The organism is Cellulosilyticum ruminicola JCM 14822, assembly GCF_001311925.1.
Taxonomy (GTDB): domain Bacteria; phylum Bacillota; class Clostridia; order Lachnospirales; family Cellulosilyticaceae; genus Cellulosilyticum; species Cellulosilyticum ruminicola.
Genome location: NZ_BBCG01000036.1, coordinates 1 through 13,187 on the forward strand (window position 1 = coordinate 1; position 13,187 = coordinate 13,187).

The 13,187-nt window shown below is 35.5% G+C and carries 11 protein-coding genes; all 11 read left to right on the forward strand.

Annotated elements, in window-relative coordinates:
- Window positions 1-144 precede the first annotated feature (144 nt).
- The 11 genes from ilvB (JCM14822_RS11870) (at window position 145) to JCM14822_RS11920 (ending at window position 13,162) form a co-directional block, all read left to right on the forward strand.
- Complete coding sequence (ilvB, locus tag JCM14822_RS11870; RefSeq protein WP_330377506.1) at window positions 145-1,752, forward strand: biosynthetic-type acetolactate synthase large subunit; 1,608 nt, start codon at window positions 145-147, stop codon at window positions 1,750-1,752.
- Window positions 1,753-1,791: 39 nt separating this feature from the next.
- Complete coding sequence (ilvN, locus tag JCM14822_RS11875) at window positions 1,792-2,286, forward strand: acetolactate synthase small subunit (RefSeq protein ID WP_054742605.1); 495 nt, start codon at window positions 1,792-1,794, stop codon at window positions 2,284-2,286.
- Window positions 2,287-2,390: 104 nt separating this feature from the next.
- The gene (ilvC, locus tag JCM14822_RS11880; protein ID WP_054742606.1) at window positions 2,391-3,389 is read left to right on the forward strand and encodes a ketol-acid reductoisomerase; all 999 of its coding nucleotides are present in this window, start codon (window positions 2,391-2,393) and stop codon (window positions 3,387-3,389) included.
- A 25-nt stretch (window positions 3,390-3,414) separates the two neighbouring features.
- Complete coding sequence (locus tag JCM14822_RS11885) at window positions 3,415-4,947, forward strand: 2-isopropylmalate synthase (RefSeq protein WP_054742607.1); 1,533 nt, start codon at window positions 3,415-3,417, stop codon at window positions 4,945-4,947.
- A gap of 168 nt (window positions 4,948-5,115) precedes the next feature.
- Window positions 5,116-6,384 carry a 3-isopropylmalate dehydratase large subunit gene (gene leuC / locus JCM14822_RS11890; RefSeq protein WP_054742608.1) on the forward strand — a complete coding sequence of 423 codons (1,269 nt, stop codon included), beginning with the start codon at window positions 5,116-5,118 and terminating at the stop codon, window positions 6,382-6,384.
- A gap of 23 nt (window positions 6,385-6,407) precedes the next feature.
- Window positions 6,408-6,896 carry a 3-isopropylmalate dehydratase small subunit gene (gene leuD, locus JCM14822_RS11895; RefSeq protein ID WP_054742609.1) on the forward strand — a complete coding sequence of 163 codons (489 nt, stop codon included), beginning with the start codon at window positions 6,408-6,410 and terminating at the stop codon, window positions 6,894-6,896.
- 29 nt (window positions 6,897-6,925) lie between these two features.
- Window positions 6,926-8,008, forward strand: coding sequence for a 3-isopropylmalate dehydrogenase (leuB, locus tag JCM14822_RS11900; protein ID WP_054742610.1), 1,083 nt, complete (start codon window positions 6,926-6,928; stop codon window positions 8,006-8,008).
- Window positions 8,009-8,105: 97 nt separating this feature from the next.
- Complete coding sequence (locus JCM14822_RS11905; RefSeq protein ID WP_054742611.1) at window positions 8,106-8,474, forward strand: GNAT family N-acetyltransferase; 369 nt, start codon at window positions 8,106-8,108, stop codon at window positions 8,472-8,474.
- Window positions 8,475-8,504: 30 nt separating this feature from the next.
- The gene (ilvD, locus tag JCM14822_RS11910; protein ID WP_054742612.1) at window positions 8,505-10,166 is read left to right on the forward strand and encodes a dihydroxy-acid dehydratase; all 1,662 of its coding nucleotides are present in this window, start codon (window positions 8,505-8,507) and stop codon (window positions 10,164-10,166) included.
- 20 nt (window positions 10,167-10,186) lie between these two features.
- Window positions 10,187-11,851, forward strand: coding sequence for a biosynthetic-type acetolactate synthase large subunit (gene ilvB, locus JCM14822_RS11915; RefSeq protein ID WP_054742613.1), 1,665 nt, complete (start codon window positions 10,187-10,189; stop codon window positions 11,849-11,851).
- A gap of 228 nt (window positions 11,852-12,079) precedes the next feature.
- Window positions 12,080-13,162: an ADP-ribosylglycohydrolase family protein gene (locus JCM14822_RS11920; protein ID WP_054742614.1), complete on the forward strand. Its 1,083-nt coding sequence runs from the start codon at window positions 12,080-12,082 to the stop codon at window positions 13,160-13,162.
- Window positions 13,163-13,187: the final 25 nt, after the last annotated feature.

The following is a 13,187-nucleotide window of genomic DNA, read 5'->3' on the forward strand; positions in this document are numbered from 1 at the left end:
ATTTATATATTTATATATACTCGTCAAAATGGGTGGTAACACGTGGAATATTCCTCGTCCCGTTAAAGGGATGAGGTTTTTTTATACATATTTAAATGTTACATAAAAATGTATAATTAAATGAAAATTGAAGGAGGGGTTGGATTGAAATTATCAGATGTATTTGTACGATGTTTGCAAGAGGAAAATGTTGATGTCGTCTTTGGTTATCCAGGAGCCGCAGTTATCGATATATACGAATCACTTAGAGCTTCCTCTATTCATCATGTTTTAGTGAGACAGGAGCAAGCAGCTGTACATAGTGCAAGTGGTTATGCGAGAACAACGAATAAAGTAGGCGTTTGTCTTGCAACATCTGGTCCAGGTGCAACGAATCTTATTACAGGGATTGCAACAGCTTATATGGATTCTATTCCTATTGTTATTTTTACAGGGCAAGTGAAATTACAATTAATAGGAAGAGATGTTTTCCAAGAAGTAGATATTACAGGTGCAACAGAACCTTTCATTAAACATAGTTATTTGGTTAAAAATCCAAAAGATTTTCCACGCATTGTCAAAGAAGCTTTTTATATAGCTAGGACAGGAAGACCAGGACCAGTGCTTATTGATATCCCGATGGATTTACAATCTGCACAAATAGATTATAACTATCCAAAAGAAGTTAAAATTAGAGGTTATAAACCTACTGTAGAAGGCCATATGGGGCAAATTAAAAAAGCAATTAAGCTTTTAGGACAAAGTGAGAGACCTCTTATATGCGCAGGGGGTGGGGTTATTTTAGCCCATGCGAAAGAGGAGCTTAAGAAGTTTGCAGAACTTGCTAATATTCCAGTAGTTCACACACTTATGGGGCTTGGCAGTATTGATACAACTTCTTCTTTATACTTTGGAATGATAGGAACACATGGTTTTAAACATTCTAACTGGGCACTTAAAAATGCAGACACTATTTTATTTATAGGTGCGCGCATTGCTGATCGTGCTGTTACAAGTACAGGGATTTTTGATGAAAAAGCAAGCATTATACATATAGATATTGACCCTGCTGAAATTGGAAAAATTACATCGGCTAATATTCCGGTTGTTGGGGATGCAAAAGTTATTTTAGAAGAAATGAGTAATCAGATTAAACCAATTGATACAAATAAATGGCAGGAAGATATTAATAAAAATAGAGAAGTTAAAGAAGAAGTACATCCTGAAGATGCAATTAATCCTAAGCTTGTTGTAAAAACATTATCAAGGCTTCTAAAAGATGATGCAGTCATTGTTGCGGATGTAGGACAAAATCAATTCTGGACAGTAAGAAATATGGAAATTTATGATGGTAGACAACTTATTTGTTCAGGTGGTTTTGGAACAATGGGATATTCACTTCCAGCAGCAGTAGGTGCAAGTGTTGGGAATAAGAACAGACAGGTCGTGAGTATATTAGGTGATGGTAGCTTCCAAATGAGCTTATTTGAACTTGGTACATTGGTACAAGAACAAGTTCATCCATTAGTTATATTATTTAATAACAGTGGACTTGGAATGGTTAGGGAACTTCAAAGAAAAGTAGAGCTTAAAGAACATGGCGTAGCACTTAATTGCAATCCAGATTTTACAAAGCTTGTAGAGGCTTATGGTATTAAAGCTAAAACTATATCTAAAGGTAGTGATGTAGAAGCTGTACTTAAGGAAGCATTAGCTAGTAAAGAAGCATATTTCCTAGAGTTTATAGTAAGCACCAAAGAAAGTACTTTATAATAGAGCAATTGTAGAGGATAAAAAGAAATGAGGGAGAATATGAAGAAGCATGTACTATCTGTATTAGTAGAAAATCATTCAGGTGTACTTAGTCGTATATCTGGACTTTTTAGTAGAAGGGGTTATAATATCGACAGTTTATCTGTTGGTGAAACAGAAGACCCAAAAGTATCTCGTATGACTATTGTAACAGCAGCAGATGAGGGTACTTTAGAACAAATTAAGAAACAACTTAATAAGCTTGTAGATGTTATTAAAGTTTTGGAACTTAAAGAAGAAACCTCTATTTATAGAGAACTTGCAATGATTAAAATTCATGCAAGCAAAGCAACACGTGCTGAAATTATTGAGATAGGTAATATCTTTAGAGCACATATCGTAGATGTTTCTAATGATTCATTAATCATTGAAGCTACAGGTGATCAAGGCAAAATTAGTGCCTTAACAAGTATGGTTGAACCATATGGTATTAAAGAAATTATTAGAACAGGTCTTACAGCATTACAAAGAGGCGAAAAAGAACTAAAGAACTAGCTTTTAAAAATAAGATTTTTATTAATTTTACTTAGTTTGATTAAAACAACACATTTTAGAGTGTTTGCTTTAATAGATATATTTATATGTAGGAGGATTTGAAAATGGCAAAATTATATTATCAAGAAGATTGTAACTTAGGACTATTAAATGGAAAAACAGTAGCAATTATCGGTTACGGTAGTCAAGGACATGCACATGCACTTAACTTACATGATTCAGGTGTAGATGTAATCGTAGGTTTATATAATGGAAGTAAATCATGGAAAATCGCTGAAGAAGCTGGTCTTAAAGTAATGACAGTTGCAGAAGCTACAAAAGCTGCTGACCTTATCATGATTTTATTACCAGATGAAAAACAAGCAGAAGTTTACAAAACAGAAATCGCACCTTACTTAACAGAAGGTAAAACTCTTGCTTTCGCTCACGGTTTCAATATTCACTTCAAACAAATCGTTCCACCAGAACATACAAATATCATCATGATCGCTCCTAAAGGACCAGGTCACACAGTAAGAAGTCAATTCTTAGAAGGACGTGGAGTTCCATGTTTAGTAACAGCATACCAAGATGCTACAGGAAATGCTCATGACCTAGCTCTTGCTTATGCAGCAGGTATTGGTGGAGCTAGAGGAGGAATTCTTGAAACTACATTCAAAATGGAAACAGAAACTGACTTATTCGGTGAACAAGCAGTTCTTTGTGGTGGTGTAACAGCTCTTATGAAAGCTGGTTTCGAAGTATTAGTTGAAGCTGGATATGAACCAGAAAGTGCTTACTTCGAATGTATCCATGAAATGAAACTTATCGTTGACCTTATCAACAAAGGTGGTTTCTCTTGGATGAGATACTCAATTTCTGATACAGCTGAATACGGTGACTATACAGTAGGTTCTCGTATCATTACAGAAGATACTAAAAATGAAATGCGTAAAGTACTTAAAGAAATCCAAGAAGGTACATTTGCTAAAAACTGGATTTTAGAAAATCAATCTCATCGTGCATACTTCAATGCTAAACGTCGTATTGAAGCTGAACATCCACTTGAAAAAGTTGGTAAAGAACTTCGTAGCATGATGTCTTGGGCAGATCAAAACAAATAAGACTGATATAGGAAGGGGAAACTAGATGGCAAACATTGTTAGAATTTTTGATACCACATTAAGAGATGGTGAACAATCACCAGGTTGTAGTATGAACCTTGCTGAAAAGTTAGAGGTAGCAAAACAACTGGAACGTCTTGGGGTAGATATTATGGAAGCCGGCTTTGCAGCTTCATCACCAGGAGACTTTGCATCTGTTAAATCCATTGCAAAAGCTATCAAAAATGCATCCGTAACAAGTTTGGCACGTGCCCTCAAAGGTGATATTGATGCGGCAGCAGAAGCATTGAAGGAAGCGAAATATCCTAGAATTCACACTTTTATTGCTACATCAGATATTCACATGACCTATAAGCTCAAGAAGTCACCAGAGCAAGTTTTAGAAGCAGCAGCTGAAATGGTACGTTATGCTAAGAAATTCTGTGATGATATCGAATTCTCAGCAGAAGATGCATCAAGAAGTAATCCGGCTTTCTTATATCAAATATTTGAAGCGGTTATACAGGCAGGTGCAACAACGATTAATGTGCCAGATACAGTAGGATATGCTTCGCCAGAAGAAATGACAAAGTTAATATTAGGTATTCGTGAAAACGTACCTTCAATTGATAAAGCAATTATATCTGTACATTGCCACAATGACTTAGGTCTAGCTGTTGCTAACTCTTTAGCAGCAGCCAAGGCAGGTGCAGGACAACTAGAATGTACTATTAATGGAATTGGTGAACGCGCGGGAAATGCAGCACTTGAAGAACTTGTAATGAATCTTAGTATAAGAAAAGATTACTACAATCTTGGTTGTAATATTAATACCAAAGAGCTTTATAAAACAAGTAAGCTCCTTAGTAGCATTACAGGGGTAAGAGTACAGCCTAATAAAGCAATTGTTGGAGAAAATGCTTTTGCTCATGAATCTGGTATTCATCAACATGGTATGCTTGCAAATAAGAGCACTTATGAAATTATGACACCAGAGTCTATTGGTCTTACTGAAAATAAATTGGTACTTGGAAAACATTCAGGACGTCATGCCTTTGAAGATCGTTTAAAAGAGATGGGATATGAGCTTGAAGATGATGCACTTCAAATAGCATTTGAACAATTTAAGGCTTTAGCTGATAAGAAGAAAACTGTAACAGATAAAGACCTTGAAGCTTTAATTCATCATAAAACATTAAAAGTACCAGAGTTTTATAAGTTAGAACGCTTTGTAATCAATTCAGGAAATACCATTACAACTACTTCATCTGTAAGACTTGTAGCTAAAACAGGCCATGTACTTGAAGAAGTTGTTTCATCATATGATGGTCCAATTGATGCTTCATATAAAGCAATTGATAAACTAGTTGGTAAACGCTTTACATTAGAAGACTTTGTGATTAACTCTGTAACAGGTGGGACTGATGCACAAGGTGAAGTGAATGTAAAAATCAAAAATAATGAGGGTGTTTACAACGGTTATGGTGTAAGCATGGATATAGTAGAAGCAAGTATACTTGCTTATATTTCAGCTATTAATAATATGTTATACGACCAAGAAAATAAAAGAGAGGCGTAAAAGCATATAGCTTTGGAAAAACCGGGAGTTAGGGTTATAAAAACGGCGCTCTTGGTTTTATCTAAAGTTTATTTTTTTATGTAGAAATAATAAGTAAAGTAATATAAAAGGACACAAGAAACAAGGTAGAACATAAATGTATGAGTAAATGATGAGGAGATGATATAGATGGGAATGACAATGACCCAAAAAATATTAGCAGCACATTCAGGACTTGAAAGCGTTGTAGCAGGTCAATTAATTGAAGCGAATCTTGATCTTGTACTTGGTAATGATATTACATCACCAGTTGCTATTCGTGAATTTAATAAAATTGGTTGTGACTGTGTATTCCATAAAAGCAAAATTGCTTTAGTACCAGATCACTTTACACCAAATAAAGATATTAAGGCTGCTGAGCAATGTAAAATAGTACGTGAATTCGCCAATAGTAAAGAAATTGAAAACTATTTTGAAGTAGGTCAAATGGGAATAGAGCATGCACTTATTCCAGAAAAAGGTTTAGCAGTTGCTGGTGATGTAATCATTGGTGCTGACTCACATACTTGTACTTATGGTGCGCTTGGTGCATTCTCAACAGGAATTGGTAGTACAGATATGGCAGCAGGTATGGCAACAGGTAAAGCATGGTTTAAAGTACCAGCTGCGCTTAAATTTGTATTAACAGGTTGTCCAACTAAATATGTAAGTGGTAAAGATGTAATCCTCCATATTATTGGTATGATTGGGGTAGATGGAGCACTTTATAAATCTATGGAATTTGTAGGAGATGGTATCAAAAATCTTTCTATGGATTCACGTTTTGCTATGGCAAATATGGCTATCGAAGCTGGAGCTAAAAATGGTATTTTCCCAGTAGATGATTTAACAATCGAATTTATGAAAGAACATAGTACTAAAGAGTATAAAGTTTATGAAGCAGATGAAGATGCTGAATATGAAGCTGTATATGAAATTGATCTTTCTAAAGTACGCCCAACAGTAGCTTTCCCACATTTACCAGAAAACACAAAAACAGTAGATGAAATCTGTGATAAAGAAGTTAAAATTGATCAAGTCGTAATTGGTTCGTGTACAAATGGACGTATGGAAGACCTTCGCACAGCTAGAGATATTTTAAAAGGTAAAAAAGTAGATCCTAGTGTACGTTGTATCGTATTCCCAGGTACACAAAATATCTATTTACAAGCTATTAAGGAAGGCATTGTAACGGATCTTATTAAAGCGGGTGCTGTATTTAGTACATCAACTTGTGGACCATGCCTTGGAGGACATATGGGAATCTTAGCAGCTGGAGAACGTGCTGTTTCTACAACTAATCGTAACTTTGTAGGACGTATGGGACATGTAGAGTCAGAAGTTTATCTTGCAAGCCCAGCAGTAGCAGCAGCTTCAGCTATTACAGGTTATATTACAAATCCAGAAATCTTAGATTAATCGTTTACAAGGAGGATATAAATATGAATGCAAAAGGACACGTATTTCGCTATGGTGATAATATAGATACAGATGTTATCATTCCAGCACGTTATTTAAATACATCAGACCCAAAAGAACTTGCAACTCACTGTATGGAAGATATTGATATTAATTTTGTAAAAGATGTTAAAGAAGGAGATATCATTGTAGCAGATAAAAACTTTGGCTGTGGTTCATCTCGTGAGCATGCACCAATTGCTATCAAAGCAGCAGGTGTATCTTGTGTTATTGCAAAAACATTTGCACGTATCTTCTATAGAAATGCTATTAACATCGGACTTCCAATCTTAGAATGTGCAGAAGCAGCAGAAGGCATTAAAAAAGGTGATGAAGTAGAAGTTAATTTTGATACAGGTGTGATTACAAATGTAACAAAAGGTGAAACATACAAAGCTCAACCATTCCCACCTTTCATGCAAGAAATTATTAAAGCAAATGGGCTTATTAATAAAATTAAAGCGAATCAATAGAAAGTAATTTATGAGGGGAGATAAGGAAAATGGATTATAGAATTGTTACATTACCTGGTGATGGTATCGGACCTGACATTGTAAAAGAAGCTGTTAAAGTATTAAAACAAGTAGGGAAAGTTTATGGACACAACTTTACATTTGATGAACAACTTATAGGTGGTAGTGCCATTGACAATGCCGGCTCATCACTTCCACAAGCAACAGTTGATGCTTGTCAAAATGCAGATGCAGTATTACTTGGAGCTGTAGGTGGACCTAAATGGGATAAACTTCCTAATGGAGACCGCCCAGAAAAAGGTCTTTTAGGTATTCGTCAAGCACTTAAATTATTTGCTAATCTTCGTCCGGCAGTGCTTTTCTCACAACTTAAAGATGCAAGTCCAATCAAAGAAGAAATCATTGGGGATAACCTTGATATCCTTATTGTAAGAGAGCTTACAGGAGGAATTTATTTCGGTGAAAGACAAAAAGTAGTATGTGAAGAAGATGATAGTAAAACATTTGCATCTGACCTTGAAAAATATTCAGTAGCAGAAATTGAAAGAATCACAAGAGTTGGTTTCGATGCTGCTATGAAACGTAATAAAAAAGTTTGTGTAGTAGATAAAGCAAATGTACTTGAATCTTCTAGACTTTGGAGAGAAGTAGTTGCAAGAGTTGCAGCAGATTATCCAGAAGTAACATATTCTCATATGTATGTAGATAATGCAGCAATGCAACTTGTAGTTAATCCAAAACAATTTGATGTTATTATTACAAATAACATCTTTGGAGATATTCTTTCTGATGAAGCAAGTATTATTACAGGTTCAATTGGTATGCTTGCATCAGCTTCACTTAGAGAAGGAAGCTTTGGACTTTATGAACCAAGTCATGGTAGTGCACCAGATATTGCAGGTCAAAACAAAGCTAACCCACTAGCAACAATTCTTTCAGCTGCCATGCTTCTTCGTTATTCATTTAGTCTTGAAAAAGAAGCAAAAGCCATCGAAAATGCTGTATCAGCAGTACTGGATGCAGGCTATAGAACAGGTGATATCATGAGTGATGATATGTGCCTTGTAGGCACTGTAGAAATGGGTAATTTAGTTGCAGAAGCTATTAAATAGTAGATATTAATAACTAGATGAAGCATAAAAATGGAATATCGAGAAGTAACGTTTCAAGATACTAAGGCACTCTTAAAGTATAGAAAACAAATTTACGATGAAAGTAACTTTTTATCTAGAAACAAGTAGGGAGTATGATGTAGATGTGGGGAATGATGAAATAGTTGGTTTAGTAAACGTTAGGCATTATGAAACAAGTCGTGATAAAGATAATGCAACAGTAAGAATAACTGTTAAAAAATCATATTGGTCTAAGGGAATAGGTAGAAATCTTATGAATAAGGCAATAGAATTTTTTAATGAATCCACATTACATCGTTTGGAGCTTAGAGTTGTAAAAGATAATGAAAGAGCTATGCAGTTATATAGAAGCCTTGGTTTTGAAGAAGAAGGAACTTTAAGAGATTTTCATAAGATTGAAGATAAACATTATGATGTACTGGCTATGTTAGTAGTAAAAAAGTGAAATAGATATATGAAGAAATGAGGGGTAATCATGATTAGTGATCGTGTAAAAGTTGGACCAGGTAGAACACCACATCGCTCTTTATTTAAAGCAATGGGATATATTGATGAAGAAATTGAAAAACCATTAGTTGCTGTTGTAACAGCTAAAAGTGAAATCGTACCAGGACATTCACATCTTGATAAAATTTCAGAAGCAGTAAAAACAGGTATTCGTCTTGCTGGTGGTACACCTATTGAAATTCCAGCTATTGGTGTATGTGATGGTATTGCAATGGGACACCAAGGCATGAAATATTCTCTTGTAACAAGAGAACTTATTGCAGACTCTATCGAATGTATGGCAACAGCCCATGCTTTCGATGCAATGGTACTTGTACCAAACTGTGACAAAATCGTACCAGGTATGTTAATTGGTGCATCAAGAATGAACCTTCCAACGGTACTTGTAAGTGGTGGACCAATGCTTGCTGGTAATGTAAATGGTAGAAAATCTAATCTTTCAGTAACATTCGAAGCAGTAGGTGCTTACACAGCAGGTAAAATTACAGAAGAAGAACTCAAAGAATTTGAAGATCATGCATGTCCAGGATGCGGTTCTTGTTCAGGTATGTACACAGCTAACAGTATGAACTGTATGTGTGAAGTACTTGGTATTGCTCTTCCGGGAAATGGTGCAATTCCAGCAGTATATGCAGATAGAATTCGTCTTGCTAAATATGCAGGTATGGCTGTTATGAACATGCTTGAAAAAGATATTAAAATCTGTGATATCTTAAATGATAAAGCATTCCATAATGCTTTAACAGTGGATATGGCACTTGGATGTAGTACAAATACAATGCTTCACCTTCCAGCTATTGCTCATGAAGCAGGCGTTGAACTTAATTTAGATATGGCTAATGAAATTTCAGCCCATACACCTAACCTTTGTCACTTAGCGCCAGCAGGTCCAACTCATATGGAAGACCTTCACTTTGCAGGTGGTGTACCAGCAGTTATGAAAGAACTTACTAAGAAAGATCTCTTAGATACAAGTCTTATGACTGTAACAGGTAAAACGATTGCTGAAAATCTTGAAAAAGTAGTAAATAAAAATCCAGAAATTATTCGTCCTATTGAAAGTCCATATAGTGAAACAGGTGGTATCGCAGTACTTCGCGGTAATCTTGCAAAAGATACATGCGTTGTTAAACGTTCAGCTGTAGCACCAGAGATGCTTGTAAACCGTGGCAAAGCAAAAGTATTCAATAGTGAAGAAGAAGCAACAGCTGCTATTTTAGGTGGTAAAATCGAAAAAGGTGATATCGTTGTTATTCGTTATGAAGGCCCTAAAGGTGGTCCAGGTATGAGAGAAATGCTTGAGCCTACTTCTTGTATTGCAGGTATGGGACTAGATAAAGATGTAGCACTTATCACAGATGGACGTTTCTCAGGTGCAACAAGGGGGGCTTGTATCGGACATGTTTCACCAGAAGCTGCTGAAGGTGGACTTATTGCTTTCGTAGAAGATGGAGATATTATTAGCATTGATATGAATAAATGTACTATTGAACTTGAAGTTGATGAAGAAACAATAGCTAAAAGACGTGCAGCTTGGGTAAAACCAGAACCTAAAGTAAAAACAGGTTATTTAGCACGTTATGCAAAACTTGTAACATCAGCTAACACTGGAGCTATTTTTAAAGCATAAAGAAGTAGGGGGAAATAAAGATGAAGATAAATGGATCTCAGATACTTATTGAATGTTTAGTAGAACAAGGTGTGGATACTGTTTTTGGGTATCCAGGTGGGCAAGCATTAAATATTTATGATGCACTTTATAAAAATAGTGATCGTATTAAACATATTTTAACTTCTCACGAACAAGGTGCTTCTCATGCCGCAGATGGTTATGCAAGAGCAACTGGCAAAGTTGGCGTATGTATTGCAACATCAGGTCCAGGAGCAACTAATTTAGTAACTGGTATTGCAACAGCTTATATGGATTCTATTCCAATGGTAGCTATTACAGGTCAAGTACCTAATTCTCTTATTGGAAAAGACAGTTTTCAAGAAGTAGATATTACAGGTATTACAATGTGTATTACAAAACATAACTTTATTGTAAAAGACATAAAAGATTTAGCAAGCACAGTAAGGGAAGCGTTCTATATTGCTAAATCAGGTAGACCAGGCCCAGTTCTTGTGGATATCCCAAAAGATGTAACAGCAGCGGTTTATGAATATGAACATGAAATGCCAGCTAGTGTACAACGTCAAATTGATACAATTTCACAAGCAGATATCCAAAGTGCGGTTGAACTCATTAAGGCTGCTGAAAAACCATTTATCTATGCTGGTGGTGGTATCATAAGCAGTGATGCAAGCAAAGAATTACTTACTTTTGCAGAAAAAATCAGTGCGCCAGTTACTACTTCTTTAATGGGACTTGGTGCATTCCCAGAAACACATAAATTAGCAACAGGCATGGTAGGGATGCATGGTAGCAAAGCATCTAACTTAGGTGTTACAAATTGTGACTTACTCATTGGATTAGGGGCTAGATTTAGTGACCGTGTAATTAGTGATGTTAGCAAATTTGCGCCACATGCTAAAATCGTGCATATTGATGTAGATCCAGCTGAAATTGGTAAAAATGTAAAAACAGATGCATCTATCATTGGTGATGTAAAAGAAATTTTAAATATGCTTCTTCCACTTGTACCACGCAAAGAAAATGATGCATGGCTTGAACAAATTCAACAATGGAAAGATGACTTCCCATACAACTATCAAGATGGTGAAAATTTAAGACCACAATTCATTATGAATAATATCTATGATCAAACAAATGGTAAAGCTATTATTACAACAGAAGTTGGTCAACACCAAATGTGGGCAGCACAATTCTTTAAATATACAATACCTCGTACATTTATTAGTTCAGGCGGTCTTGGTACTATGGGATATGGTACAGGTGCGAGTATTGGTGCTCAAATTGGTAGACCAGACTTACCAGTTGTACATATTGCCGGAGATGGTTCATTCCGTATGAACTGTAATGAACTTTCAACGATTGCACATTATGATGTACCAGTTATTATCATCGTTATGAATAACACAACATTAGGTATGGTAAGACAATGGCAAACAGCATTCTATGACAAACGTTATTCTCAAACAACACTTGATCGTGGACCAGATTTTACACTTTTAGCAGAAGCTTTTGGTGTAAAAGGTTACACAGTACATACACAAGAAGAATTTGCAGAAGCTTTCGAAGAAGCACTTAAATCACATAAACCAGCAGTATTAAACTGTTTTATTGGTATAGATGAAAAAGTATTACCAATGGTTGCTCCAGGAGCTGCTATTGATAATTTAATCTTAGAATAATAAGAAGACTTCTATTAAATCATTAGGTTTAATAGGAGTCTTTTTATTATTACAAAATAAAAGATAATACAGTAATATCAAGTGTTTCAGCTGCATTAATAGGCACTTTGTCTTAAATTACAAAATGATGAATATAATAATAAATAGACAGGAGTAAGAGATGGAAAACTAAAAAACTGGTAATACTTAATAAAATATTAATGTAATCTTAAGAAGGTAGGTGGTGGCATGAAAAATAAGCCAGAGTATTTGGAAGGCTGTCTTTTAGGGGGAGCAATAGGGGATGCATTAGGTGCACCAGTAGAATTTAAAAAATATGATGAGATTATTACAGTGTATGGGGAAAATGGAATCATAGAATTGATACCAGGATTAGGGAGAAAAGAAGCACTTATTACAGATGGCACTCAAATGACTATGTTTACTGTAGAAGGACTTTTAAGAAGTATGACAAGAGCTAAAAGAAAGGGCGTTCAGTGGGATAAAAATGATATTGCACATACCGTGTTTAGAGCATATTTAAGGTGGTTATATACACAAGGATTAAATACACCTCATTGGGCAGAAAAGGATTATGATGGCTTTCTTGTTAAAATCAAAAAACTACATGCTTATAGAGAAGCAGGTATTACAAGCATTACGGCATTAGGCAAGGGGATTAAAGGTAGTGTGGCACATCCTGTTAATGACAGCAAAGGATGTGGTGGATTAATGCGTATTGCCCCTATAGGACTTGTCGATTTAGAGGAAGATGTTTTTGAAATAGGCTGTGAAGTAGCAGCTATTACACATGGAGGAGCATGTGCTTATTTGCCAGCAGGAACATTAGCTGTGATTATTAAGGAGCTTGTAAGGGGGCAGGAAATAACATATGCTATAGGAAGAGCTTTGCAACGATTGAAATTGGAACCTAAAAACGAGCAGTGTGTGGAGTGTATAGAAAAAACATTAATTTTAATAGAAGAAGATGGTATTACAAGAGAGAAGATAGAAAGTTTAGGAGAAGGTATCTTTGCACATGAAGCATTAGCTATGGCCTTATATATTGCTGGGAATACCATAAGACATACGAAGGGGACGAGGGAAGATATAAGAGAAGCACTTTGTAAAGCAGTTAATCATAATGGTGGTAGTGATATAGTAGGGGCTATTACAGGGCAAATACTGGGGGTATATTATGGCGTTGAAAAAATAGAGAATTTATTTAAGGTACCAGTAGAATTAGAAAAAGAGATCAGAGATTTAGCAAAAGATCTTTATATACTATATGAAGATACACCGCAATGGCTTGAAAAATATCCTGCTTGGTAGAAACATAAAATAAGCTTATTATGAA